The sequence below is a fragment of the Streptomyces flaveolus genome (assembly GCF_000716535.1).
Lineage (GTDB): Bacteria > Actinomycetota > Actinomycetes > Streptomycetales > Streptomycetaceae > Streptomyces > Streptomyces flaveolus_A.
Genome location: NZ_JNWV01000006.1, coordinates 409,630 through 433,565 on the forward strand (window position 1 = coordinate 409,630; position 23,936 = coordinate 433,565).

Below are 23,936 nucleotides of genomic sequence, written 5' to 3' on the forward strand. Positions count from 1 at the left end.
CAACCTGGGTGAACGGAAGATGAACTGAGGCGGGCGTGAGGGTGTCCTTAACGCGCGTGCGAGGTTCCGCTTCGTGTCGTCGGCCCAAGCCTGGCTTGGCTACCGGCCGCGGGCGAAGATCCGCAGCCGGTTCAGGGAGCCGTTGAAGAGATTCTGGTCACCCGGCAGCCTGCCCTTGACGGCGTGCTGCCAGAACGTCCAGTACCGCCAGCCTCCCGGCAGCGCGCCCGGCCGCGAGGTGCCGTGGCGGGCGATCCACAGGGCGTGCGAGGAGGAGAAGGCGCGGCTGTTCCCGGTGCACAGCTTCCACCACTGGGTTGTGGTGTAGATCACCGGACGGCGGCCGGTCTCCTCCTTGATCTCGTCGCTGAACGACCGGATCCAGCGGACCATCCGGGCCTTGCCCAGTCCGTAGCACTTGTGCTTCGGGTCGTACGGGTTGTACTCGATGTCCAGCGCGGGCGGCAGCGTCCAGCCGTCCGCCCGCCAGTCGCCGCCGTGCCGCACGAAGTACGCGGCCTGCTTGGCGCCTGAGGACCGGTCCGGCCGGGCGAAGTGGTAGGCGCCCCGGATCAGGCCGGCCTCGCGGGCGCCGGAGTACTGCCCGGAGAAGTAGGGATTGCGGTAGTTCGTGGACTCGGTCGCCTTGACGTAGACGAACCGCGCGCCCTTCGCCCGGGCGGCCGCCCAGTCGACCCGCCTCTGGTGGGACGACACGTCGTGGCCGCGGGGCCGGGTGCCGGCCAGGAGCGACAGCCCGGGCAGCTCCGACAGCACCGACAGCACGCCCGGGGTCGGCGCCCCGGTCGTCTCCGACCCCCCGGTCGGCCTCAGCGGTCCGGCGGACGCGGTCGTGGCGGTCGCGAGGGCGAGGGCCGCCGCGGCCGCCGCGAGGACACCGGCGCGGCGGCGGACAAGGGTGCGTTCACGGGCCATGCGTCTCCCCCGGGGTGGACGTCCAGTCGGCAAGAGGGATCATTGAAGGCCCGTTGTTCATCGCATCTGTGCCGATTTATGGCGTTTCGGCGGTAGATCCGCCCGTTCGGCCGTATCGTTTCCGCGCGGGGACGACCGGCCCGACCGCTCCCGGCCGGTCCGGCTGGCAGGATCACGGCATGGCTGAAGCGCTGCGGAACACGGACGACGGACACCAGGGCGGCCGGCAGGACAGCGGGCGACGGGACGTGCGGCGGGACGTACGCCAGGACGAGGCGCGGCTCTGGGCGGAACTGGTCGCGACGGCACGCCGGACCGTCGCCGACGGACTGGTGGTCGGCACCTCCGGCAACGTCTCCGCCCGCGTCGGGGACCTCGTGCTGGTCACCCCGTCCGGGGTCCCCTACGACCGGCTCACCCCGGACGACATCACCGGCGTCGACCTCACCGGACGCCAGGTGCTCGGCACGCTCGTGCCGACCAGCGAGCTGCCCATGCACCTCGCCGTCTACCGCACCACCGACGCCCGCGCCGTCGTCCACACCCACGCCGTGCACGCGACCGCGGTCTCCACGCTCGTGTCCGAGCTACCGCCGGTCCACTACATGACCGTCGCCCTCGGCGGCCCCGTCCGGGTCGCCCCCTACGCCACCTACGGCACCGCCGAACTCGCCGAGCACATGCTCCGCGCCCTCGCCGGCCGCTCCGGCTGCCTGCTGCGGAACCACGGCACGATCACCTACGGCGCCACCCTCGACCAGGCCTACGACCGCACCGCCCAGCTCGAGTGGATGTGCCGCCTGTGGCTGACGGCGTCTTCCGTGCCGGGCCTGACCCCGTCCCTGCTGACGGAGGCACAACTGGCCGAGGTCGGGGAACGCTTGAAGGGGTACGGCCAACGGAGGTGACCCCTTGCTGTCCTTGATCCGCCGCACCGGCGGCCAGCCACGACGTACGCACCCGGTGGTGCCGCACCCGCCCGCGCCCCGACGGTCCGCCCTTCCGCTGGCCGGTGGCCGCGGCCCCGCCGACACTGGTCCCGTGCGCACCGTCAAAGCCACCGCCGCCGGACTCACCGCGGTCCTGGCCGCCGGGATGGCGTCCGTCGCCGCCGGCCGGCTCGCCAGCGACGCCGCGCTGAAGGCCCCGGCGGGCCGCCCGCTGCCCACCGAGCCCCGCCTCACCGTGCACGGCACGGCCGCCGGCCAGATCACGCTCACCCGCGACCTGGCAGCGCTGCGCCCCGGCACCTACGGCCTCGCCGGCGACGGCTCCCACGCGGTCGTCGGCCCCGTCCTGGAGGCGGCCCAGCACACCGCCGACACGGTCGTACGACGTCTGGAACGCGTCACCCACGGCACCTTCGCCCCCGGTGACGCGGTATGGCTCACCCCCAATCTGTACGTCGGCAACCCCGGCGCCGCCCTGGGTCTGGACCACACCGACGTCGACGTGCCCGGCGAGCTGGGCGCCCTGCCCGCCTGGTTCGTGCCCGGCCGTCGGGACACCTGGGTGATCGCCGTGCACGGCCTCGGCGCCACCCGGGAACAGGTCATGAACGTGATGGGCTTCCTGCACGGCCGCGGGCTGCCCGTCCTCGCCCTCGCCTACCGCGGCGACCTCGGCGCCCCGCGTCCGCCGGACGGCCTGAACCACCTCGGCGACACCGAGTGGCGGGACGTCGAGGCGGCGATCCGGCACGCCGTCCGCAACGGGGCCCGCCAGGTCGTCCTGCTCGGCTGGTCCACCGGCGCCACCATGGCCCTGCGCGCCGCCGAGCACTCCGCGGTCCGGGACCGCATCGCCGGACTCGTCCTGGACTCGCCGGTGCTGAGCTGGGAGGCCACGCTCCGGGCCCTAGCCAGGGCCCGCCACACCCCGCAGCCGCTGCTGCCGCTCGCCGTGCGGGCCGCGCAGGGCCGGGCCGGACTGCACACCGACCGTTCCGCCGAGACCGCCGACCCCGACCGGCTCCGGGTCCCCACCCTGATCATCCACGGCCCGGACGACCGCGTCGCCTCCTGGGAGTTCTCCCGGCGGCTCGCCCGGCGCCGCGCCGACCTGGTCGCCCTGCACACCGTCGCGCACGCGCCGCACGGGGCGATGTGGAACGCGGACCCCGGGGAGTACGAGGAGCGGCTGCGGCGGTTCCTGACCCCGCTGATGTGACGCCGGGGGCCGCTGTGGCCCGCCGGGCTGCCGGGCTGCCGTGACGCCCCGGCGCCCGGGCCCGGCGACACCGGCGCGAAACATTCCGTTTATGGCCGTGCGACGGACGTGATCGGGCCGTCCCGGCCCTTCCCGCGCGCGGTGCGTTGGCCAGCCCCGTCGCCCGCCGTGACATTCCGTTTGGGTTTTCGGACCGTCAACCGGAAGACTGCACCCGTGACGTCCCGTATCCCGCGCGACTCCAGGCTCCGACTCGTCCGACCGCGACCCCTGGCCGCCGCCCCCAGAGCTGTGAACCAGCGGCGCCCACGCCGCCCCGCACCCCGGCCGCCGGAGGGCACCCCCGCCCCGGCCGAACTGGCCGGAATGGCCCGCGCCGGTCTGGCCGGCGCGGTCCGCGTCGCCCGCTGGGCCGACGCCGCACTCGGCCCCGGCCGCGCCGGTGCCACCGCCGACGGCAAGGCCACCCTCTCCGACGCCTCCGCCGAACGCGCCGCCGCCGACCTCGGCCTGAGCGCCGATCAGGTCCGCGCCGACTGGGACACCGCCCGCCTCGCCGGACTCGTCGAGGTGCACGGCGACAGCGCGCGCCCCGGCTGGCGACTGCGCGCCTGGGACCGCGACGACAGCGCCGTGCTGCGTGGTTGGGTCGCCCTCTTCGACGCCTGGTCCCTCGCCTGCCCGGAACCCGACGGGCACGAGCCGGCCGCCGTCGCCGAGGTCGTCTCGGCCATGCCCCAGGTGCTCTCCTTCCTCCAGCTCTCCGCCGGCCCGGTCCCCGTCGAGCAGTTGCTCGACCTGCTCCAGCAGCGGGTCACCGAACTGCGCACCGAACGCTGCGAGGTCGCCTACGAGCCCGGCACCGGACAGCCCGCCGGAGCCCCGGGCTCGGCGGACCCCACCCCTGCCGCGGACGCCCCGCTCGCGCCCCTGCTCGACTGGGCGCTGCGGGCCCTGGCCTCCGTCGGCGCCCTCACCTACGGCGACGGCCAGGCCACGCTCACCCCGCTCGGCAACTGGGCGGTCTGGGTCAAGCTGGAGCAGATCTGCGTGGCCGCGCAGAGCCCCGCGGGCAACATCGAGCAGTCCGCCGAGGACATGCTCCGCGGCTGCGCCCAGCTCCGGCCCAACGCGGCCCGCGCCGAGTACCGCGCCTGGCTCGCCGCCCGCCCCGTCGGCAGCGCCGTCACCGAGCTGATCGCCGCCGCCCGCGGCGACGACGCCCTGCTGCGCGGCCTGGCCTTCGAGGCGCTGCGCGTCGTCGGCGCCCCCGCCGAGCCCGACGTACGGTCCGTCGTGGAGGAGTCGGCCCTGCGGCCGTACGCCCTGCTGTGGCTGGCCGAGCACGACGGCGTCGACCCGGAGGACGCCCACGAGGTGCTCACCCGCGAGGAGGCCACCTGGCTGTGGGTGGACACCGCGGCCGCCGTCGCCGACCACGGCGAGGCGCCGATGCTGGTCCGGCACCTGGAGTCCGCGGTGCAGCCCACCGTCCCCCAGCTGCTCGACGAGGTCCGCGCCGTCGGCCACCCGCGCACCGTGCAGGTCCTGGTCGCGCTCGCCGCCGCCCACCCCGACCCGGCGCTGGCCAAGGCCGTCCGCCGGGCCGCGTTCCAGGTGCACACCGGGGGCTGAGCGGGAGGGGGCGAGCGGAAGATCGCGCAGGGGAGCGGCTCAGCCGCCGATCTCCGGGGCGTACGTCCCGAAGCTCCAGACGTTCCCCTCGGCGTCTTTGGCCATGTAGTCCCGCGAGCCGTAGTCCTGGTCCGTCGGGGGCATCAGGATCTCCACCCCGTGCTCCACGGCCCGCTGGTGGTGGGCGTCCACGTCGTCCACCACGACGTACACCCCGGCGGGTCCCGCGTCCCGCATCGCCGCGTCGAAGAGGCCGCCGCGCCCCTTCGAGCCGAGCATCACCGCGCCGTTGCCCTGGACCAGCTCGGCGTGCATCACCGTGCCGTCCTCCGTCTCGTACACCGACAGCTCGGTGAAGCCGAGGGCCTCCGTGAGCTGCCGGATCGCCGCCCTGGCGTCCGTGTACAGCAGCGTGGGACAGATGCTCGGCCGTGCGCCGCCACCCGTGCCTGCCATGCCGATCACTCCTTCGCGCATCGGTTCCGCCATGCCCTGCGAGTCTCGCAGCCGCCACTGACAACGCCCCGGCGAAACGGGCCGCAGCGCGCCGTGGCGCCGGCCGGGTCCCGCGGCAGGCGGTCCGGCGGACGGTCCCGCCCCGCCGAACGGGGGGACTTCCCCGCCACGCCCGCCCGGCCACCCCGCCGCCCCGGCCGCCGGTGACTACGCTCGGCGGCTGATCCGGGACGGTGGTACCCAAAGGGGGTGAGGTGGCACTTCCACCCGTGGGCCGCCTCGCCGTCGCCCTCCTCCTGGCCGTCGCCACCCTCGGCCTCCTCGAGGGGGCCCGGCAGATGCGGCCGGTTCCCTACGGCGACCGGCTCCTCTCCGCCGGGCCGCACGCCGGGGTCTGGGCGGCGCGGGTGCGGGACGGTGCCGTGGCCGGCCACGACAGCCGTACCGGTGCGCTCCGGTGGCGGTACGCGCGCGTGGGGCACCGTCCCGTCGACGTGGTGCACGCGCGCGGGGAGGTGATCGCGCTCTGGGACGACGGTCTGCTCACCGACACCGACGGCCGGTCCGTGCGCTGGCACCGGGCCCTGCCCGACGCGGCCGAGTGGCTCCCGGCCCAGGGCGGCACCGGCGTGCTGCGCCCCCTCGGCCGCGGCATCCTCGCCGTCGTCACCCCGCGCCGCGTCACCGCGTACCGCACCGCCGACGGCGACCTGCGCTGGGTGCTGCCCGCCCGGAACGGCTGCGCGTTCCGCCCCGAGGGCGCCGTACGCCGGGGCGCGGCCCTGCTCCTCGCCCAGCCCTGCGCGGACGCCGCGTGGACCGGCCAGCTCGTGGCCCTGGACGACCTGGGCCTGATCGCGCCCGGCCGCACCCCGCTGGGCAACGATCTCCCGCGCCCGCACCTCGCACGCCTGGAGGCGGAAAACCGCTTGCACGGCCCCGTTAGACTTTCCCCCATGGCCATTCTCCTCGCGCATTAGACGGCGGGAACGTCCTCAGCCGCCCACCCGCCAACCCCCTGTACGCCCTGGAGTCTGTCCGTGATCTCCGCCTCCGGTATCGAGTTGCGCGCCGGTGCGCGCGTCCTCATCGAGAACGCCACCTTCCGTGTCGCCAAGGGCGACCGCATCGGCCTCGTCGGCCGCAACGGCGCAGGCAAGACCACTCTCACCAAGTGCCTGGCCGGCGAGGGCATCCCCGCCGGCGGCACGATCACCCGCTCCGGCGAGGTCGGCTACCTCCCGCAGGACCCCCGCACCGGCGACCTGGACGTCCTCGCCCGCGACCGCGTCCTCTCCGCGCGCGGACTCGACGTGCTGATCCGCAAGATGCGCGAGAACGAGGAGCGCATCGCCAACGGCAAGGGGTCCACCCGCGAGAAGGCCATGAAGCAGTACGAGCGCCAGGAGACGGAGTTCCTCACCAAGGGCGGGTACGCCGCCGAGGCCGAGGCCGCCACGATCGCCGCCGCCCTGAACCTGCCCGACCGGGTGCTCGGCCAGCCGCTGCACACGCTCTCCGGTGGTCAGCGCCGCCGTATCGAGCTGGCCCGGATCCTGTTCTCCGACGCGGACACGCTGCTGCTGGACGAGCCGACCAACCACCTCGACGCGGACTCGATCATCTGGCTGCGTGACTACCTGAAGACCTACCGCGGCGGCTTCATCGTGATCTCCCACGACGTCGACCTGGTCGAGACGGTCGTCAACAAGGTGTTCTACCTGGACGCGAACCGGTCCACGATCGACATCTACAACATGGGCTGGAAGCTGTACCAGCAGCAGCGCGAGGCCGACGAGAAGCGCCGCAAGCGCGAGCGCGCCAACGCCGAGAAGAAGGCCGCGGCGCTCAACGCGCAGGCCGACAAGATGCGCGCCAAGGCCACCAAGACGGTCGCCGCGCAGAACATGGCCCGCCGCGCCGAGAAGCTGCTCTCCGGCCTCGAAGACGTCCGGATGTCCGACAAGGTCGCCAAGCTCCGCTTCCCGGAGCCCGCGCCCTGCGGCAAGACCCCGCTCATGGCCGAGGGCCTGTCGAAGTCGTACGGCTCGCTGGAGATCTTCACCGACGTCGACCTGGCCATCGACAAGGGGTCCCGGGTGGTCATCCTGGGCCTCAACGGCGCCGGCAAGACCACCCTGCTGCGGCTGCTCGCAGGCGTGGAGACGCCGGACACCGGCCGGGTCGTCCCCGGTCACGGCCTCAAGCTCGGCTACTACGCACAGGAGCACGAGACCCTGGACGCCGACCGCACGGTCCTGGAGAACATGCGCTCGGCCGCCCCCGACATGGACCTGGTGGAGGTCCGCAAGGTGCTCGGCTCGTTCCTGTTCTCCGGCGACGACGTCGACAAGCCGGCCGGTGTCCTCTCCGGCGGCGAGAAGACCCGGCTCGCCCTCGCCACGCTCGTCGTCTCCTCGGCGAACGTGCTGCTCCTGGACGAGCCCACCAACAACCTCGACCCGGCCAGCCGCGAGGAGATCCTCGGCGCCCTGCGCACCTACAAGGGCGCGGTCGTCCTCGTCACCCACGACGAGGGCGCCGTGGAGGCCCTCCAGCCGGAGCGGATCATCCTGCTGCCGGACGGCGTCGAGGACCTGTGGGGCTCCGACTACGCGGATCTCGTCGCCCTCGCGTGATCGAAAGTCTGATCCACTGCGTATGGATCATTCGGCCCATCGGTGATCCATCATCTGTGTGAGATCTCCTCGTACCGGGGTGTGTCGTACACGCATTTTCCGGCCGATCCCCCAGTTGTCGGGGGATCGGCCGCTGTGCGTTCCTGACCTGGCACTTCGCGAATCCACCCGGACGGCCCTATGGGCCGCACCCCATGGAATCCCTTGTTCCGCTTGTGGGGATCCACTCCTGTCGTCACAACGATGTCCCACGGACCTTGCCGAATGGGTGGCCATCACGCCCGAGAGGGGTGATCATGAGGAGACCAGAGCGCACTTCCCATGAGGAGGCACGGGTGGCCGAGACTCTGAAGAAGGGCAGCCGGGTGACCGGCGCCGCGCGCGACAAGCTCGCGGCAGACCTGAAGAAGAAGTACGACTCCGGTGCGAGCATCCGGGCGCTGGCCGAGGAGACCGGCCGCTCGTATGGCTTTGTGCACCGGATGCTCAGCGAGTCGGGCGTCACGCTGCGTGGGCGTGGCGGAGCGACCCGGGGTAAGAAGGCCGCTTCGTCCTGACTCCGGGCGGCCCATCGGCTTCGATGGTGGCCACCCGGTCGGCGGTCCCCCAGTGCCTTGCGGGCCTGGGGGGTGGGGGTGCCCCCCGACCGGCCGGGTGGTTACTGTGCAGTCACTTAGCTTCGCTCTGCTGACCGCACCCATCGGAGGCGCCCCATGGCTTCGCCCGAGCAGGACCTCGCTCCCGCATTCGACAAGGACGGCGTACGGCTCACCGTCGACGACGCGCTCGCCACGGTGACGCTGACCAACCCGGCCAAGCGCAACGCACAGAGCCCCGCTCTGTGGCGGGCGCTCGCCGAGGCCGGGCGGCTGCTGCCGGGCTCCGTCCGGGTCGTCGTGCTGCGTGGCGAGGGCAAGTCCTTCTCCGCCGGGCTGGACCGTCAGATGTTCACCCCGGAGGGGATCCCGGGCGAGCCGACCTTCATCGACCTCGCGCGCCGTGACGACGCCGGGATCGACGCGACCATCGCCGAATACCAGGAGGCGTTCACCTGGTGGCGGCGGACCGACATCGTGTCCATCGCCGCCGTCCAGGGCCATGCCATCGGGGCCGGCTTCCAGCTCGCGCTCGGCTGCGACCTCCGGGTCGTCGCCGACGACGTGCAGTTCGCCATGCGCGAGACCAGCCTCGGCCTCGTTCCCGATCTGACCGGCACGCACCCGCTGGTCGGCCTCGTCGGATACGCCCGCGCGCTGGAGATCTGCGCGACCGGGCGGTTCGTCGGCGCCGAGGAGGCGGTGTCGAGCGGGCTGGCGAACCTCGCCGTGCCCGCCGACGAACTGGACGGGGCGGTGCGGGACCTGGCGGTGGCGATCATGGCTGCGCCACGGGACGCGGTGGTGGAGACCAAGGCGTTGCTCCGTGGTGCCCTCGACCGGACGTACGAGGAGCAGCGCGCGGCCGAGCGGGCTGCCCAGGCTCGACGGCTGCGCGACCTGGCCGGCCTCGGCGAGTGAGCCGACAGCGGGCCGGGCACCCGACGCCGGTCAGTCCACCGCGGTGACCAGCACGGCCACCGTCGGACGGTCCGCCAACGCGTCCCGTACGGCGGCGCGGACCTGCCGGGCCACGTCCACGGTCCGGCGGGACGCGTCGGTCGTCAGTTCCACGCGGACGTGACGGCGCGGCAGGGTGGCCTCGTCGGCGTGCTCCTCGATGTGCACCGCCCGGCCCAGGCCCCCCAGGACCCCCGTCAGCCGGAGCACCCCGGGAACGGCGAGGGCCGCCTCCGCCACCGTGGTCCCGTCCGTGTCCGTCGGCTCGTGGGCGGACGGCGGTTGTGGTGTTCCGGTCGCCGGGGCGGCCGGGGCGTCCGGCTCCAGCAGGTCCGTCGCCCGCAGATCGATCTCCGTGACCGCGAGGCCGAGCCGTTCCGTTGCGGCCCCCGCCAGGGCGCGCCGCAGGCGGGACGCCGCCGTCGGCAGCGGCTCGGCCGCCGTCGCGGCGAAGTCCGCCGTCACCCGCAGCGGGCCCGGCGGCAGAGCGCTCGGCGGCGCCGGCACGACGGGCTCGGTCACGTCCCGCGGATCGGCGAGCGCGATCCGCAGCACGCCCAGGCGCACCCCCGGCGCGCCGTCCGCCACCGCGCGCCGCAGCACCGCCCCGGCCGCCGCCTCCGTGATCCACGCACCGTCACGCGGCCCGCCGAGCGGCAACAGCCTGCCCAGTCCCACCTGCTGCCGCACCCACTGTGCCCATCGGTCCACCGTCATTCCACCAGACTGCCGTATCCCCGGCGCACGGCCCGGCAACCTTGCATAGCGTGGTCGAAAGACGACGACCGGGCGGGGCGAGGACCGAAAGGGACGTACGGCGATGACCGACACGACGATCACCCCCGAAGGCCAGGAACCGCAGGTGTCGACCCGCAAGGCCGCCCGGCGCGGCGGCGGCGACCCGGCGGCCCGGGGCCGCACCACCATCGCGGACGGCGTCGTGGAGAAGATCGCCGGGCTCGCCGCCCGGGACGTGGTCGGGGTCCACGCCATGGGCAGCGGCCTCGCCCGCACCTTCGGCGCCGTACGGGACCGCGTGCCCGGTGGCAGCAAGTCGGTGGCCCGGGGAGTCAAGGCCGAGGTCGGCGAGGTGCAGACCGCGCTCGACCTGGAGATCGTCGTGGACTACGGCGTCGCGATCGCCGATGTCGCCCGCGCCGTGCGGGAGAACGTGATCGCCGCCGTGGAACGCATGACCGGCCTGGAGGTGGTCGAGGTCAACATCGCGGTCAGCGACGTCAAGCTGCCCGAGGAGCAGGACGAGGAACCGGAGCTCCGGATCCAGTGACACCCGGCACCGAACCGCACGCCCGACGAGCCGAGGAGCGTCGCATGAGCATGGCCGTGGTCGGCATGATCGCCGGAATGGCGCTGGGGTTCGCCGGCTACTTCGGCGGCTTCGGCGCCTTCCTCCTGGTCGCGGCGCTGGGGGCCATCGGCTTCCTCGCCGGCCGGTTCGCGGACGGCGACCTGGAACTCGGGGACGTCTTCCGCACCCGCGACGACCGGCGGGACCGGCGGCGGTGACCCTGGTGAGTGCCGGGACCGGCACACCCGGGTCCGGCACACCGCGCCCCTCGCCGCCCCTCGTGCCGCCGGCCGAGCGCGGCGCCACCCGGATCGCCGACCGGGTCGTGGCCAGGATCGCCGCGCAGGCCGCCCGCGAGGCCCTCGCGCCGCTGCCCGGTGCCGCCGCGGCACCGCACGCCACGGTCGTCGTGGCCCGGCAGACGGCCCGGGTCCGCGTCCACGTCGAACTGGGCTACCCCGGTGACATCGGCGCCCGCTGCGCCGCCGTACTCCGTCATGTCACCGCGCGTGTGGGTGCGTTGACGGACCTGCGGGTGCCGGAGGTCGCCGTCACGGTGGAACGACTGCATCCGACGACCGGTCAGGGGACGGACCGATGAGCGAGACGCGGAGCACCCCGGCCGTCGCCGAGCCGTCCGGTGCCGCACCGCCCGCCGCGCGGGACAGCGGCCGGTTCTGGTCGCCGCGCCGCGCCCCCGCCGCCCTCGTCGCCGCCCTGCTGGCGGCCGGTGCCGGACTCCTGCTGTACGACGTCGCCGCCGTGCGCGCCCACCGCCCCGCGGCGCGCTGGCGCCGCGCGCTCGCCCGGCAGCTGGCCGAACGGCCCCTGGACGACGCCTGGGTACGGGTCGGCGCGGGCCTCGCCGCCGCGTTCGGCCTGTGGCTGATCGTCCTCGCGGTCACCCCCGGCCTGCGCGACCTGCTGCCGATGCGGCGCCCGCACCCCGACGTCCGGGCCGCGCTCGGGCGCGGCGCGGCGGCGCTGTTCCTGCGCGACCGGGCCATGGAGGTGCCCGGCGTACGCGCGGTACGGGTGCGGATGGGCCGCCGGAAGGCCGACGTCCGAGTGGTCTCGCACTTCCGGGACCTGGACGACGTACGCGCCGACCTGGACACCGTGCTCGCCGAGGCGGTCCGGGACCTCCGTCTGGCCCACCCGCCCAGGCCGACGGTGCGCGTGGCCCGGCGCGGACGGAAGGGGTGAGCGCGTTGCGCGGCGGTGTCCACCGCGTCCTGACGGCCCTCGCCGGTCTGCTGCTGCTCACGCTCGGCGGCGCGGTCCTGGCCGTCGGCCTCGGCGCGCGGCCCCCCCCGCCTGGTGGACGCACACCGGCCCGCACGACGTCCTGCTCACCAGGGCCGAACGCACCCGCCTACGGAACGCCCCCTGGTGGTGGCCGGCGGTCATCGCCGCCCTGAGCGTCGTCGTCCTGTTCGCCCTGGCGTGGCTGACGGCGGCCCTGCGCCGCCGCCGGCCGGCCGAGCTTCTGATCGACACCGGCGACGGCGCGGGCGCGCGCCTGCGGGGAAGAGCCCTGGAGAGCGCCCTGGCAGCGGAAGCGGCGGCTCAGCCGGGCGTGGCCGAGGCGCGCGTCCTCCTGCGGGGCCGTCGTACGGCCCCGGCGGTGCGGGCCCGGCTCCGGCTCGACCCGGACGCGGCCCCGGCGAAGACCCTGACCGCGTTCACGACCGGAACGCTGGCCCGCGCGCGCGAGTCGGCGGGCCTGGCGTCCCTTCCGGCCGAGGTCCTGCTGAGCGAGGTCGGACACCGTGCGGAGAGGGTGACTTGACGGTTTCGGCTCCTAGAACCCGTGCCGGGTGCCGCCGTCCACCGGCACCATGACCCCCGTCAGGTAGGAAGCCGCCGGGGACAGCAGGAACGCCGCCACCCGTCCGAACTCCTCGGGCGACCCGTACCTGCGCAACGGGATCCGGGACTCGTTCGCGGCCCGGGTGGCCTGCGGATCCGCGGACAGCCCGTCCAGCTCCCGCAGGCGGTCCGTGGCGATCCGTCCCGGCAGCAGACCCACCACCCGGATCCCGCGCGGCCCCAGCTCGTCGGCGATCGACTTGGCGAACCCGGCGAGTCCGGGCCGCAGCCCGTTGGACACGGTCAGCCCCGGGATCGGCTCGTACACCGAGCCCGACAGCACGAACCCGATGACACCGCCCTCCTCCAACTCGGCCGCCGCGGCGCGGGCGAGCCGCACCGCGCCGAGGAACACCGACTCGAACGCGGCGCGCCACTGGTCGTCGGTGTTGTCGGCGACGAACCCCGGCGGCGGCCCGCCCACGCTCACCAGCACACCGTGGAAGCCGCCGAAGTTCTCCCGGGCGGCGGCGATCAGCCGCCCGGGAGCCTCCGCGTCGGCGTTGTCCACGGCCACGCCCACCGCGTTCGGGCCCAGTTCGGCGGCCGCGTCGGCGACCCTCTGCTCGTCCCGGCCGGTGACGACCACCTTCGCCCCGTCGGCGACGAGTTCCCGCGCGGTGGCGTTGCCCAGCCCGCGCGTCGCTCCGGTGACGACGTACACCCGGTCCTTCAGTCCAAGATCCATGGTCCCTATCCTGCCTGGTCCTCCCCGTACAGGATCAGTGCGGTGTTCACCAGGCCGACGTGGCTGAACGCCTGCGGGAAGTTGCCGAGCTGGCAGCCGTCCACGGGGTCGTACTCCTCGGCCAGCAGGCCCACGTCGTTGGACAGGCCCACCAGCCGGTCGAACAGCTCCCGCGCCTCCTTGGTCCGGCCGGTCAGGTGCAGCGCGTCGGCCAGCCAGAACGAGCAGGCCAGGAAGGCGCCCTCGCCGCTCGGCAGGCCGTCGATCACCGAGTCGTCGGTGTCGTAGCGGCGCAGGAAGCCGTCGTGGGCGAGGTCGTCGCGGATCGCGTCGACCGTGCCGACCACCCGCGGGTCGTCCGGCGGCAGGAACCCGACGCGCGGGATGAGCAGCAGGGAGGCGTCCAGCTCCCGGGAGCCGTAGTACTGGGTGAAGGTGTTGCGCTTCCGGTCGAAGCCCTTCTCGCAGACCTCCCGGTGCACCTCCTCGCGCAGTCCGCGCCAGCCCTCCAGGTCGCCCTGCAACTCCGGGTGCCGCTCCAGGGTCTTCACGGCCCGGTCGGCGGCCACCCACACCATCACCTTGGAGTGCACGAACTGGCGCCGGCCGCCGCGCACCTCCCACAGTCCCTCGTCGGGCTGCCGCCACGCCGACTGCAGGAACGTCATCAGCGAGCGTTGCATGGCCCACATGTGCGGCTTCGTGGGCAGGCCCGAGGAACGGGCCAGCGACAGCGAGTCCATCACCTCGCCGTACACGTCCAGTTGGAGCTGGTCGACGGCGCCGTTGCCGATGCGTACGGGGGTGGAGCCGGCGAAGCCGGGCAGCCAGGGCAGCTCGATCTCCCGCAGCCGCCGCTCGCCCGCGACGCCGTACATGATCTGCAGGTCGGCCGGGTTGCCGGCGACCGCGCGCAGCAGCCAGTCGCGCCAGGCCTCGGCCTCCTCTTGGTAGCCCGCCGAGAGCAGCGCGCCGAGCGTGAGGGTGGAGTCGCGCAGCCAGCAGTACCGGTAGTCCCAGTTGCGCACGCCGCCCGGCTGTTCGGGCAGTGAGGTGGTCGCCGCGGCGACGATCCCGCCGGTCGGGGCGTAGGTGAGGGCCTTGAGGGTGATGAGGGAGCGGACGACCTCGTCCCGGTACGGGCCGTCGTACCGGCACCGGCGGGCCCAGCGCCGCCAGTCGGTGACGCTGCTCTCCAGCGCCTCGTACGGGTCGATGAGCGGCGGGCGTTTCTCGTGCGAGGGGTGCCAGGTGAGCACGAACGCGACCCGCTCGCCCTCCGCGACGGTGAACTCCGAGTGGGTGCCGTAGTCCTCGCCCCAGGTGTGCACGGCCGGCTCGGCGCGCAGCCAGACGGAGTCCGGACCGGCGATGGCGACCCGGTGGCCGTCCGAGCGGCGCACCCACGGCGTGATCGAGCCGTAGTCGAAGCGCAGGCGCAGCGCGCTGCGGACGGTGACCCGGCCGCTGACGCCCTCCACGATCCGGACGAGGTCGGGGGCGCGCTCACGCTGCGGCATCAGGTCGGTGACGCGCACCACGCCGTCGGCGGTCTCCCACTCGGTGTCGAGCACGAGGGTGTCGGTCCGGTAGGCGCGGCGGGTGCAGACGTCCGCCCCCGTGGGCGCGATCCGCCAGTGGCCGTGGTCCTCGTCGCCCAGCAGCCGGGCGAAGCAGGAGCCGGAGTCGAAGCGCGGCAGGCACAGCCAGTCGATCGAGCCGTCCTTGCCGACCAGGGCCGCGGTCTGCTCGTCGCCGATGAGGGCGTAGTCCTCGATGCGCGCGTTCACGGGATGCGGTTTCCCGGGGAACCAGGGGGCCAATCAGGTGGTGCGCCGGGGGAGTGACGTTTCCGCGGGGAATCCCGTGGCCCAGGGAGCACACGGCGACCGGTGCGCCGGGAGGTCCGCTCGGGAGGGCCGCTGATATCGCGGCGGATCCTGGGAGGCGCTGTCCGCTCACACCGTGACCGGTGCGCCGGGAGGCGTTGCCCGCTCACGCGGTGGCGCAGCGCGGGGGAGCCTGCCCACACCGGGGCGGAGCGCCGGGAAGCGCGGCCCGCTCACACCGTGACCGGCTCGGTCTCCTCCGGCTGCCGCTGCGCCGCGGCCTCCTCCCGGTCGCGGATCTCCCGCCGGACCAGGAACCACCAGCCGACCGGAACGCCCGCCGCGAACAGCCACCACTGGATCATGTACGCGTAGTTCAGCGGGGCGTCCTCGCTGCCCGGGTCGGAGATCTGCTCCGGGGATCCGCCCTTGGGCTCGGGCGCGGTCTGCTGGATGTAGCCGCCGAGCACCCGCGCGCCGAGCCGCCGGGCCTGCTCCGCGCTGTTGATCAGCATGATCTGCCGGTCGGGGAGGCCCTCGACGTTCTTGATGCCGCTCGCCGAGGTCGTCTCGTCGGCCATCAGCCGCCCGGTGATGGTGGTCCGGCCGGCCGGCGGGGCGGGGATCTTCGGGAAGGCGGTCTGCACGCCGTTCGCCGGGATCCAGCCGCGGTTGACGAGCAGCACCTTGCCGTCGTCGAGGACGAACGGGGTGAGGACGTGGAAGCCGACCTCGCCGTCGGAGTTCGTCCGGCGCCGGACCACGACCTCCTTCGCGGTCTCGAAGGTGCCGGTCGCGGTGACCGTGCGGTACTTGTCGGCGCGGGTCACGGCGTGCCCGGGGGAGGTCAGCCGCTCGACCGGGACCGGCTCGGCGTGCAGCGCGGCGGAGACCAGGTCGTTGCGGGCGGTGCGCTCCTCGTAGCGGTGCTGCTGCCAGAAGCCCAGCCTTATCATCGTCGGGATCAACGCGATCGCGACGAGGGTGAGGATCACCCACTGGCGGGACAACAGGAAGCGGTAGCGGTGCACCCCACGACGGTACCTCCGGGCCGTGGGGCGCATTCAGGCGGGTACCGGGTCAGACCCGGTCGACGATTCCGGTCCTCCCCTCCTGGCGGGCGCAGTGCGCGCCGCAGTACCAGTGGCCCTCCACCTCCACGCCCTGGCCGATGATCTGCACCCGGCAGTGCTCGCAGATCGGTGCCATGCGGTGGATCGCACAGGAGAAGCAGTCGAAGACGTGCACCGAGCCCTGCGCGTGCACCTCGAAGGTCATTCCGTAGTCGTTGCCGCACACTTCGCATGTCGCCATGCGCCACAGGGTGAGCCGTCGCCGATCCCCCCGGCGAGCGGGCGCCGGGTGAGTCGTGGGGCAATCACCCGATCGTACGACGACACGACACGGGGTGCGCCTACTCGTCGGCGGGCTCCACATCCCTCAGAAGCTGCCCGAACGCGGCCTCGTCCACGACGGGCGTGCCGTACTGCCGGGCCTTCACCGTCTTCGACGTGCCCGAGTCGGGGTCGTTGGTCACCAGCAGGCTGGTCAGCCGCGAGATGCTGGTCGCGATGTGCAGCCCGGCCTCCACGGCCCGGTCCTCCAACAGCTCCCGCTCCGTCGAGGTGTCGCCGGAGAAGGCCACCCGCATGCCCTGTTTGAGACGTTTGCCGTCTTCGTAGCGCCCTGGGTTGGGATAGGGGCAAGCGGGCCTTTTGCGGGAGGGGCGCCAACCGCCGCTCCGGTAGCCGCCGTAGCCACCCGACGCCTGCCGGGGCACGGGCCGGTCCGACCACTCCGTCAGCGGCCGGCACTCCAGCAGCGGCAGCCGCACGCCGCCCGCCGCCGCGGCCCGCAGGCTGGGCCGGAACGCCTCCGCCAGCACGCGCGCGTCGTCCAGCGCGTGGTGCGCCCGCTGCTGCACCACCCCGAAGTGAGCCGCCAGCGACTCCAGCTTGTGGTTGGGCAGCGGCAGCGCCAGCTCCTTCGACAGCGCGATGGTGCACAGCCGCTGCCGCACCGGCGCCTCGCGCCGCACGCGCGCGTACTCCCGCGCGATCATCTGCCAGTCGAAGACGGCGTTGTGCGCGACGAGCACCCGCCCGTCCAGCCGGGCGGCGAACTCCTCGGCGATGTCCGCGAACAGCGGCGCGCCGGCCAGCGTCTCGCTCGTCAGACCGTGTATCCACACCGGCCCCGGATCCCTCTCCGGGTTGACCAGCGTGTACCAGTGGTCCTCGACCTCGCCGCGCGCGTCCAGCCGGTAGACGGCCGCGGAGATGATCCGGTCGTCCCGGGCCAGGCCGGTGGTCTCCACGTCAACGACCGCGTATCCCTGCGGATAGGCGGCCGGCCACTGGGTGGGGGAGGACACTGCGGTCGCACGGTCTTCGAGCATGGTCACTGAGGATACGGGCCACGACTGACAGCGCGGTCCCTCAGGTCCCGTTCGTACGCCCCGCGCTCGCCCTTCTGCTCGGCCACCGCACACACATGCCCGAGAGCGGCGAGCTCGGCGCTCCTACGACGTTCACCCCAGCGCCGCCACCAGGTCCCCGGCCGTCAGCGGCGCGAGTCCGCAGCCGTCGGCCGGACCGGGCAGCAGCCGGTACACCTCCCCGGTCGCGCCCTCCGGCGCCACCCCGCCGTGCACCAGGGCCAGCAACACGCGCTTCTCCGCCGCCGCTTCACCCGCACGGGCGTCGGCGTCCGCGGCGCTCCCGGCCGGCTCCCGCCGCTCCGGCGCCTCAAGGGCCCGTATCCGGGCGGCGAACGCGCTGTCCGCCTCCCCGTCCCGGCGCAGGTACCGCCACAGCTCGTCCACGGTTTTGGCGGCGGGCGCGCGCCGGACGACCAGCACCTCGTCGCTCCGCGCCGCCGCGTGCCACACCGCGAGCTCCCACAGCGTCGTACGGCCGTGCGCGAAGTACCGGAACAGGTCCCGGGCGATCCCGCCCAGGTCCCCCTTGTGCCGGTGCACGTCGTGATAGCCCTCGGCGGACGGCAGATGCAGGTCCGTCCACAGGAACGTGCGCCGGCGCAGGTCGACCAGCATCGGCACATGGATGCGCGAGTCGCCCTCCAGGTCGTAGCGCTGCCGTACCGCGCGCGGGTGGTACCCGGCGCCGCGCGCCCCCTCCGCCGCCGACGGCAGGGCCATGAAACCGGCGAAGGCGTCGAGCAGTTCCTCGAACGGGATGTCGTTGAAGCTGAAGACGACCGGCACCGCGTAGCGCACGCCCCGCCCGCCGAGCGCGCCGAGGTCCAGGTCGACGTACTCGGTGGCGCCGTCCGGAGCCGGAGCCGACGTCAGATCGCCGGAGTGGACGGCCCACCGGTCGCCGTACACGAGGTTCGTGTAGTCGCACAGACCGGCGAACTCCCAGTCCTCGTCGTACAGCGCCACCGACAGGTCCAGGTCCACCCGGGTCCTCTCGGGCTCCGTCCAGTGCAGGAACAGGCGCAGCACCTCACCGGCGGGCAGCGGCTGGGTGCTGCCGCGCGGCACCGACACCAGGGCCTTGGCGGCGGCCCGCTCGGCGGACGGCACCGCGAGCCCCGCGAGCGCCGAGTCCAGCACCGCCAGGTCGAACCGGGACCCGCCCGCCAGGCGGCGCAGCGCCTCCCCCTCCAGCAGCGCGCACACGCGCGTGGTGACCGCCTCGGCGAGCGGCGCGCGCGTGTCGTCGGCCGTGTACGCGTGCGTGACCTGCCCGCGCGGGAAGAACACCCGCCGCTCGCCCGGGAGGTGACGGACGCGCAGCCGGCCCAGCGCGGCCAGCAGCGGGCCGGGACCGGCCCCGGGCAGTGCCCGCCGGAGCACCTCGGCGAACTCCTCGGGCAGAACGTCGAGTTCGCGCAGCCGCAGCAGATGGTCCAGCCGGCGCAGCAGTTCGCCCGGCCGCTGTCCCAGGAGGGCGAGCGCGGCGCCGGTGTCCCGCCCGGCCAGCGCCTGTTCCGCACGCGCGCGCCAGGTGGCCGCCCGGATCCGGCCGTCCGCGACCCGGACGGCCTCCGGGTGGGCGGCGGCCGTGCGCAGCAGGGCCTCGCCCAGGGCGCTGCCGGGCACGACCGACGTGTCGCGCAGCACGGCGAAGGCGAGCGCGGCCCTGGGATGGCGGGCGTGGTGCTCGAAGGGGTGCAGGGTCTCGGCGGCCCGCTTCCACGGACCCGGGTGCCGAAGGACGTCCTCCACCAGCGAGGGCACGGCGAAGGAGTCGAGCAGGCCGAGCAGCCGGCGGCGCAGCGCGCGGGGCAGGGAGCGCAGGCGGGGCGGCGCCATGAGGTCCGCCGCGCCGCCGGACCACACGCACAGCAGGCGCAGCACGTCCGTCGTGGTCGTCAGGTGGGTGCCGAGCAGCTCGGTGGCCGCCACGCGCGTGTGCCGGTCGCGCAGCAGGGTGCCGAGCACGAGCGCCTTCGTCTCCCGGACGGGGATGTCCGCCGGGAACCAGCCGAGGTCCACCGGGGCGTGCGCCAGCAGCACCGTCAGGTCGGCGCGGTCCTGCGCGGGCAGGGGAGTGCGCCGGGCCAGCAGCGTGCGCAGCGCGTGGACCGTGTCCGCGCGGGCGTCCGTGCCGAGCGCGAGCAGCTTCAGCGGGCCGGCCGGCACCTCCCGTGGGCGGCGCGGCTCGCCCGGCACCAGGAACGGGTCGGCGGGGTCGATCCGGCGGCGGCACAGCGGGCAGCCGGTGTAGTCCGCGCCGTCCCAGCACGCGCGGCACACCAGATGCGCGCACGGCGCCACCGGGTGCACGCTGCCCACCGTGCCGCACAGCACGCACGGCTGGGCGGGCCACTGGAGCAGCAGGGCGAAGACCCGGTCGACGTACAGCCCGAACGTGTCGTCCGGCACGGAGACGGGGAAGGAGCGGAACAGCGGCATATGGGTGCGGTCCGCGCCCAGTTCGGCGTCCAGGTGCCTGATCAGCCGCCGACCGGCGTCCGCGAGCCCGGCGGGGCCGAGCCAGGCGAGGGCCGCGCGAAGCCGTGCCGTCGGCGCGAAGCCCCGGTCGAGCAGCTCGCCCTCCAGGGCGATGAGACCTTCCGCCGTCGACGGGTCGCCCGGGCGTGGTCCGGCCTGGTCGACGTAGACGGTACGGAGACGGCGGAGCAGCACGGACGCCAGTTCGGACAAGCGGAATCCCCCGGTGCGGAAACGAAGACGAGGCGGGGGCGGAGAGTGGGCGCGCTGCGGATTCCAAGGGTGGGAAGAGAAGGAAGCACGCCGGCGGAGCCGCCCCCGCGATCAGGAACAGTAGGCGTACGGCAGTTCGGGCGCCAGCGAATTTCCGCGCGGCACCGGCGGCCGACGCGAGCGGCCGCCGCCCGCGCGCGGGGCGTCGGTGGGGCGGCCCCGACCCCGGGATGCGATCCTCGCTGCTGTGACGGAACCCACCCATGACGAGCCCCACGGCGGCACGCTCGGTGCCCGGTTGAACTGGCTCCGGGCGGCCGTGCTCGGCGCGAACGACGGCATCGTGTCCACCGCGGGGCTTGTCGTCGGCGTGGCCGGCGCGACCGAGAGCCGCAGCGCCCTGCTCACCGCCGGACTGGCCGGCCTGCTCGCCGGCTCGATGTCCATGGCGGCCGGCGAGTACGTCTCCGTCTCCACCCAGCGCGACTCCGAGATGGCCGCGCTGGCCGTGGAGAAACGGGAGCTGCGCGAGCAGCCGGAGGCCGAACTGCGGGAGCTGACCGAGCTGCTGGAGCAGCGCGGTCTGTCCCGCGAGGTGGCCCGCGAGGCCGCGGAACAGCTCACCGCGCGGGACGCGCTGAGGGCCCACGCGCGCGTGGAGCTGGGCATCGACCCGGACGAGCTGACCAACCCCTGGCACGCGGCCTGGGCGAGCTTCCTGTCGTTCACCGTGGGAGCGCTGCTGCCCCTGCTGGCCATCGTCCTGCCACCGGCCGGCTGGCGGCTCGCCGTCACCGTCGTCTCGGTCCTGGCCGCCCTGACCCTCACCGGCTGGAGCAGCGCCCGCCTCGGCGCGGCGGCCCCGAAACGCGCGGTCCTGCGCAACGTGGCGGGCGGGGCCCTGGCGATGGCGGTGACGTACGCGGCGGGGAGCCTGCTGGGGGCGGCGGGGGTCTGACCGGACGGATCACCCCTGGCCGTGCGCCCGGCGGCGGCCCCGGCGTACGGTGAGGTGGGCCCGGCACCCCGGGCGCCCGGTCACCGTACGACACCGCACGAGCCTGTACGACACCGTACGGCCCGTGTCCCCTCGCACCACCCTGCGCGAGACCGCACGACCCCGTAAGACCCCGCACGAGAAGGATCCCCGCCATGCGCGCCACCACCATCCACGCCCCGTACGAACTGCGCGTGGAGGACGTGCCCGAGCCCGTGGTGCAGTTGCCCACCGACGCCGTGGTGCGGGTGCTGCGGGCCTGCATCTGCGGCAGCGACCTGTGGGCCTACCGGGGCGAGGCGGCCCGGCAGCCGGGGCAGCGGATCGGGCACGAGTTCCTCGGCGTCGTGGAGGAGACCGGCTCCGAGGTGAGCACCGTCCGGCGCGGTGACCTGGTGGTCGCGCCCTTCATGTGGTCCGACGGCGTCTGCGACTACTGCCGCGAGGGCCTGACGACGTCCTGCGAACACGGCGGCTTCTGGGGCTCCGTCGGCTACGACGGCGGCCAGGGCGAGGCCGTCCGCGTGCCCTTCGCCGACGGCACCCTCGTCCAGCTCCCCAAGGACGCGGCCTCCGACGACCACCTGCTGTCTGCCCTGCTGACCCTCTCCGACGTCCTCGGCACCGGCCACCACGCGGCCCTCGGCGCGGGTGCCCGGCCCGGCGCCACGGTCGCCGTCGTCGGGGACGGCGCGGTCGGCCTGTGCGCCGTCCTGGCGGCCAAGCGGCTCGGCGCCGAGCGGATCATCGCGCTCGGCCGGCACGAGGTGCGTACCGACATCGCGCGCCGGTTCGGCGCCACCGACGTCGTCGCCGAACGCGGGGACGCGGCCGTCGAGGCCGTCCGCGAGCTGACCCGCGGGCAGGGCGCGCACGCCGTCGTGGAGGCGGTCGGCACCGAGCAGTCCATGCGGACGGCCGTCAACATCACCCGCGACGGCGGCGCCATCGGCTTCGTGGGCGTGCCCCACGGCAGCGGCACCGGCCTGGACCTCGGCGTGATGTTCGACCGGAACCTCGCCCTGCGCGGTGGTGTCGCGCCGGTCCGCGCCTACATCCCCGACCTGCTGCCGGACGTGCTCGACGGCACGATCGACCCCTCGCCGGTGTTCGACATGACCGTCGGCATCGAGGACGTACCCGCCGGCTACAAGGCGATGGACGAGCGCACCGCGCTCAAGGTGCTGGTGACCAACGGCTGATCCAGCACCGGATCAGGACTGGATCAACCCCGTCAACGACGGATTCAACCTGTCACCGCCGCTCCGTCCGCCCCGTCACCGCCACTCCGCCGGCTCCGTCCCCCATGGCACCGGGGGCCGTGCCCAGTCGGCGGGGCCGCCGGTGAAGGACACCGCCGGGCGGGCGTGCCGGAGGCGGCCCAGGGGGCTGTCCGTCTCGGTCAGCCAGGCGTCCGGGCCCGCGTACGGCGCCCCCTCGGCCGCCGTGGACAGGGTGCCGTCCGTCAGCCAGTGGGCGGTCCGGGCCAGCGCCAGCCGGACCAGCCGGCTCCCGCCGTCGTACGACTGCTCGGTCAGCGCCCGCAGCACGGCCGCCGCCAGCAGATAGCCGGTGCCGTGGTCCAGCGCCTGCGCGGGCAGCGCCCCGGGCCGCTGCGCCGAGCCCTCGGCGACCGCGATGCCGGTCGCGACCTGCACCAGGCTGTCGAAGCCGCGCCGCCCGCCCCACGGCCCGTACGCGCCCCACGCCGACACCTGGGCCACGACCAGGCCGGGGTTCCGCTCGGCCAGCGCGCGCGGTGCCAGACCGAACCGGTCGAGCGCCCCCGGCCGGTACCCGGTCACCACGACGTCGGCGGTGCGCAGCAGTTCCTCGAAGGTGTCCCGGCCGGCGGCCAGGTCGAGCGTGGCGGACCGCTTGCCGAAGCCCGTGTCGGCGTGCAGGTCCGGCAGTTCCGGCAGCCAGGGGGCGTCCACGCGCAGCACGTCCGCCCCGAGCAGGGCCAGGGTGCGGGTGGCGACCGGGCCCGCCAGCACCCGGGTCAGGTCCAGGACGCGCAGCCCGGCGGCGGGCAGCAGGGCGGCGGCGGCCGGGTCCAGCGGCGGCAGCACGCGCGCGGGTGCCGAATCCAGCCGGGCGCGCTCGACCAGCGGCCGTGCGGCCGCTTCGGCGGCCTGCGGGTGCGTCCGCCACTCCTGCGGGGTGCGCAGGGCCACGGCGAGGCCGCCGGCGCCCTGGACGGCTTCCTCGGCCTTTTGGGCGGAACGCTCGGCGAGCCGGCCTGCGACCTCCTCGACCGAGGCGTCCGCCGGCAGGCCCAGCGCGCCGAGCAGCCGGGCCCGGTGGTGCGGGTAGTTGGCGTGCGTGCGCACCCACCCGTCGGCCGTGCGCCAGAACCGCGACAGCGGTGCGAAGACGACCGGCGCCCGGCCGCCGACCTTCAGGAGCCGCTCGCTGTGGAAGGCGGTGGCGACCGCGCCGTCGTCGACCCGGACGCCGGGCACCTCGGCGAGCCCGGCCCGGTGGGCCGCGAGTTCCGCGGCGGCCAGCGCGCACGCGCCGACACACGCCCGGGCGAGCTGCCGTACGGGGAGGCGCGCCGGGAGCGCGCCTTCCCGCGCGACGGTGGTGAGCCGTGCGAGAGGGGCGGGATCGCCGCCCAGTGCGGACCACGCGTACTTGATTGCAGTCATGACTGCACTATGCAGTATTGACTCAATCAATATATGGACGGATGCCGACGTGGTTCCGG

At 74.4% G+C, this 23,936-nt stretch carries 23 protein-coding genes and 1 pseudogene; 14 read left to right on the forward strand and 10 right to left on the reverse strand.

Annotated elements, in window-relative coordinates:
• Nucleotides 1-99: 99 nt before the first annotated feature.
• On the reverse strand, nucleotides 100-936 hold the full coding sequence (locus tag OO52_RS08450; protein ID WP_030642595.1) for a lysozyme: 837 nt from the start codon (nucleotides 934-936) through the stop codon (nucleotides 100-102).
• A gap of 179 nt (nucleotides 937-1,115) precedes the next feature.
• Between OO52_RS08450 and OO52_RS08455 the strand changes: the two genes are divergently transcribed.
• From OO52_RS08455 to OO52_RS08465, 3 genes are all read left to right on the forward strand, one after another.
• Nucleotides 1,116-1,844, forward strand: coding sequence for a class II aldolase/adducin family protein (locus OO52_RS08455; RefSeq protein ID WP_030642598.1), 729 nt, complete (start codon nucleotides 1,116-1,118; stop codon nucleotides 1,842-1,844).
• Nucleotides 1,845-1,977: 133 nt separating this feature from the next.
• Nucleotides 1,978-3,105, forward strand: a complete 1,128-nt coding sequence (locus tag OO52_RS08460) for an alpha/beta hydrolase (RefSeq protein ID WP_030642600.1) — start codon at nucleotides 1,978-1,980, stop codon at nucleotides 3,103-3,105.
• A gap of 216 nt (nucleotides 3,106-3,321) precedes the next feature.
• The gene (locus OO52_RS08465; RefSeq protein ID WP_199819920.1) at nucleotides 3,322-4,740 is read left to right on the forward strand and encodes a hypothetical protein; all 1,419 of its coding nucleotides are present in this window, start codon (nucleotides 3,322-3,324) and stop codon (nucleotides 4,738-4,740) included.
• Nucleotides 4,741-4,779: 39 nt separating this feature from the next.
• On the opposite strand, the gene OO52_RS08470 is transcribed toward OO52_RS08465, so the two are convergent.
• Entirely contained in the window at nucleotides 4,780-5,196 is a 417-nt protein-coding gene (locus OO52_RS08470; RefSeq protein WP_030642603.1) for a VOC family protein, read from the reverse strand.
• Between the two features lie 254 nt (nucleotides 5,197-5,450).
• Between OO52_RS08470 and OO52_RS08475 the strand changes: the two genes are divergently transcribed.
• The 4 genes from OO52_RS08475 (at nucleotide 5,451) to OO52_RS08490 (ending at nucleotide 9,352) form a co-directional block, all read left to right on the forward strand.
• On the forward strand, nucleotides 5,451-6,176 hold the full coding sequence (locus tag OO52_RS08475; RefSeq protein ID WP_234329062.1) for a PQQ-binding-like beta-propeller repeat protein: 726 nt from the start codon (nucleotides 5,451-5,453) through the stop codon (nucleotides 6,174-6,176).
• Between the two features lie 60 nt (nucleotides 6,177-6,236).
• Entirely contained in the window at nucleotides 6,237-7,835 is a 1,599-nt protein-coding gene (locus OO52_RS08480; protein ID WP_030642605.1) for an ABC-F family ATP-binding cassette domain-containing protein, read from the forward strand.
• Nucleotides 7,836-8,170: 335 nt separating this feature from the next.
• Nucleotides 8,171-8,392, forward strand: coding sequence for a helix-turn-helix domain-containing protein (locus tag OO52_RS08485; protein ID WP_004002281.1), 222 nt, complete (start codon nucleotides 8,171-8,173; stop codon nucleotides 8,390-8,392).
• Nucleotides 8,393-8,548: 156 nt separating this feature from the next.
• Nucleotides 8,549-9,352, forward strand: a complete 804-nt coding sequence (locus tag OO52_RS08490; RefSeq protein WP_030642607.1) for an enoyl-CoA hydratase/isomerase family protein — start codon at nucleotides 8,549-8,551, stop codon at nucleotides 9,350-9,352.
• 30 nt (nucleotides 9,353-9,382) lie between these two features.
• Here OO52_RS08490 and OO52_RS08495 read toward each other — a convergent pair whose 3' ends face one another.
• Nucleotides 9,383-10,108 (reverse strand): hypothetical protein, encoded by a 726-nt coding sequence (locus OO52_RS08495; RefSeq protein ID WP_030642610.1) that lies wholly within the window; start codon nucleotides 10,106-10,108, stop codon nucleotides 9,383-9,385.
• 103 nt (nucleotides 10,109-10,211) lie between these two features.
• On the opposite strand from OO52_RS08495, the gene OO52_RS08500 reads away from it, so the two are divergent.
• The 5 genes and pseudogenes from OO52_RS08500 to amaP all read left to right on the forward strand — a co-directional run bounded on the left by OO52_RS08500 (nucleotide 10,212) and on the right by amaP (nucleotide 12,492).
• On the forward strand, nucleotides 10,212-10,679 hold the full coding sequence (locus OO52_RS08500; protein WP_030642613.1) for an Asp23/Gls24 family envelope stress response protein: 468 nt from the start codon (nucleotides 10,212-10,214) through the stop codon (nucleotides 10,677-10,679).
• A 44-nt stretch (nucleotides 10,680-10,723) separates the two neighbouring features.
• Entirely contained in the window at nucleotides 10,724-10,918 is a 195-nt protein-coding gene (locus OO52_RS08505) for a hypothetical protein (RefSeq protein ID WP_030642615.1), read from the forward strand.
• Entirely contained in the window at nucleotides 10,915-11,301 is a 387-nt protein-coding gene (locus OO52_RS08510) for a hypothetical protein (protein WP_030642617.1), read from the forward strand. The genes OO52_RS08505 and OO52_RS08510 overlap by 4 nt, the downstream gene beginning before the upstream one ends.
• On the forward strand, nucleotides 11,298-11,906 hold the full coding sequence (locus tag OO52_RS08515; protein ID WP_051818283.1) for a DUF6286 domain-containing protein: 609 nt from the start codon (nucleotides 11,298-11,300) through the stop codon (nucleotides 11,904-11,906). The genes OO52_RS08510 and OO52_RS08515 overlap by 4 nt, the downstream gene beginning before the upstream one ends.
• Nucleotides 11,907-11,911: 5 nt before the next feature.
• Nucleotides 11,912-12,492: pseudogene (amaP, locus tag OO52_RS08520) on the forward strand (alkaline shock response membrane anchor protein AmaP).
• 12 nt (nucleotides 12,493-12,504) lie between these two features.
• Here the strand turns inward: amaP and OO52_RS08525 are convergent.
• The 6 genes from OO52_RS08525 to OO52_RS08550 form a co-directional block, all read right to left on the reverse strand.
• On the reverse strand, nucleotides 12,505-13,260 hold the full coding sequence (locus tag OO52_RS08525; protein WP_030642621.1) for an SDR family oxidoreductase: 756 nt from the start codon (nucleotides 13,258-13,260) through the stop codon (nucleotides 12,505-12,507).
• Nucleotides 13,261-13,265: 5 nt separating this feature from the next.
• Nucleotides 13,266-15,050 carry a glycoside hydrolase family 15 protein gene (locus tag OO52_RS08530; RefSeq protein ID WP_030642623.1) on the reverse strand — a complete coding sequence of 595 codons (1,785 nt, stop codon included), beginning with the start codon at nucleotides 15,048-15,050 and terminating at the stop codon, nucleotides 13,266-13,268.
• Between the two features lie 272 nt (nucleotides 15,051-15,322).
• Complete coding sequence (locus OO52_RS08535; protein WP_030642625.1) at nucleotides 15,323-16,120, reverse strand: SURF1 family cytochrome oxidase biogenesis protein; 798 nt, start codon at nucleotides 16,118-16,120, stop codon at nucleotides 15,323-15,325.
• A 49-nt stretch (nucleotides 16,121-16,169) separates the two neighbouring features.
• On the reverse strand, nucleotides 16,170-16,403 hold the full coding sequence (locus OO52_RS08540) for a hypothetical protein (RefSeq protein WP_078629742.1): 234 nt from the start codon (nucleotides 16,401-16,403) through the stop codon (nucleotides 16,170-16,172).
• A 100-nt stretch (nucleotides 16,404-16,503) separates the two neighbouring features.
• A complete protein-coding gene (locus OO52_RS08545; protein ID WP_030642629.1) occupies nucleotides 16,504-17,487 on the reverse strand; it encodes a DEDDh family exonuclease in 984 nt (327 codons plus the stop codon).
• A gap of 132 nt (nucleotides 17,488-17,619) precedes the next feature.
• A complete protein-coding gene (locus OO52_RS08550) occupies nucleotides 17,620-20,226 on the reverse strand; it encodes an MXAN_6230/SCO0854 family RING domain-containing protein (protein WP_030642631.1) in 2,607 nt (868 codons plus the stop codon).
• Nucleotides 20,227-20,473: 247 nt separating this feature from the next.
• Between OO52_RS08550 and OO52_RS08555 the strand changes: the two genes are divergently transcribed.
• Nucleotides 20,474-21,184, forward strand: a complete 711-nt coding sequence (locus tag OO52_RS08555) for a VIT1/CCC1 transporter family protein (RefSeq protein ID WP_030642633.1) — start codon at nucleotides 20,474-20,476, stop codon at nucleotides 21,182-21,184.
• Nucleotides 21,185-21,378: 194 nt separating this feature from the next.
• Nucleotides 21,379-22,425: a zinc-dependent alcohol dehydrogenase family protein gene (locus tag OO52_RS08560; protein ID WP_030642635.1), complete on the forward strand. Its 1,047-nt coding sequence runs from the start codon at nucleotides 21,379-21,381 to the stop codon at nucleotides 22,423-22,425.
• Between the two features lie 75 nt (nucleotides 22,426-22,500).
• Here OO52_RS08560 and OO52_RS08565 read toward each other — a convergent pair whose 3' ends face one another.
• Complete coding sequence (locus OO52_RS08565) at nucleotides 22,501-23,877, reverse strand: CoA transferase (RefSeq protein WP_030642638.1); 1,377 nt, start codon at nucleotides 23,875-23,877, stop codon at nucleotides 22,501-22,503.
• Nucleotides 23,878-23,936 lie beyond the last annotated feature (59 nt).

What these genes read in the sequence shown, in the direction of transcription:
- OO52_RS08450 (WP_030642595.1), bottom strand. Translation starts at nt 936, where the DNA reads ATGGCCCGTGAACGCACCCTTGTCCGCCGCCGCGCCGGTGTCCTCGCG.
- OO52_RS08455 (WP_030642598.1), top strand. Translation starts at nt 1,116, where the DNA reads ATGGCTGAAGCGCTGCGGAACACGGACGACGGACACCAGGGCGGCCGG.
- OO52_RS08470 (WP_030642603.1), bottom strand. Translation starts at nt 5,196, where the DNA reads ATGGCAGGCACGGGTGGCGGCGCACGGCCGAGCATCTGTCCCACGCTG.
- OO52_RS08490 (WP_030642607.1), top strand. Translation starts at nt 8,549, where the DNA reads ATGGCTTCGCCCGAGCAGGACCTCGCTCCCGCATTCGACAAGGACGGC.
- OO52_RS08495 (WP_030642610.1), bottom strand. Translation starts at nt 10,108, where the DNA reads ATGACGGTGGACCGATGGGCACAGTGGGTGCGGCAGCAGGTGGGACTG.
- OO52_RS08500 (WP_030642613.1), top strand. Translation starts at nt 10,212, where the DNA reads ATGACCGACACGACGATCACCCCCGAAGGCCAGGAACCGCAGGTGTCG.
- OO52_RS08505 (WP_030642615.1), top strand. Translation starts at nt 10,724, where the DNA reads ATGAGCATGGCCGTGGTCGGCATGATCGCCGGAATGGCGCTGGGGTTC.
- OO52_RS08515 (WP_051818283.1), top strand. Translation starts at nt 11,298, where the DNA reads ATGAGCGAGACGCGGAGCACCCCGGCCGTCGCCGAGCCGTCCGGTGCC.
- OO52_RS08525 (WP_030642621.1), bottom strand. Translation starts at nt 13,260, where the DNA reads ATGGATCTTGGACTGAAGGACCGGGTGTACGTCGTCACCGGAGCGACG.
- OO52_RS08540 (WP_078629742.1), bottom strand. Translation starts at nt 16,403, where the DNA reads ATGGCGACATGCGAAGTGTGCGGCAACGACTACGGAATGACCTTCGAG.
- OO52_RS08545 (WP_030642629.1), bottom strand. Translation starts at nt 17,487, where the DNA reads ATGCTCGAAGACCGTGCGACCGCAGTGTCCTCCCCCACCCAGTGGCCG.
- OO52_RS08560 (WP_030642635.1), top strand. Translation starts at nt 21,379, where the DNA reads ATGCGCGCCACCACCATCCACGCCCCGTACGAACTGCGCGTGGAGGAC.
- OO52_RS08565 (WP_030642638.1), bottom strand. Translation starts at nt 23,877, where the DNA reads ATGACTGCAATCAAGTACGCGTGGTCCGCACTGGGCGGCGATCCCGCC.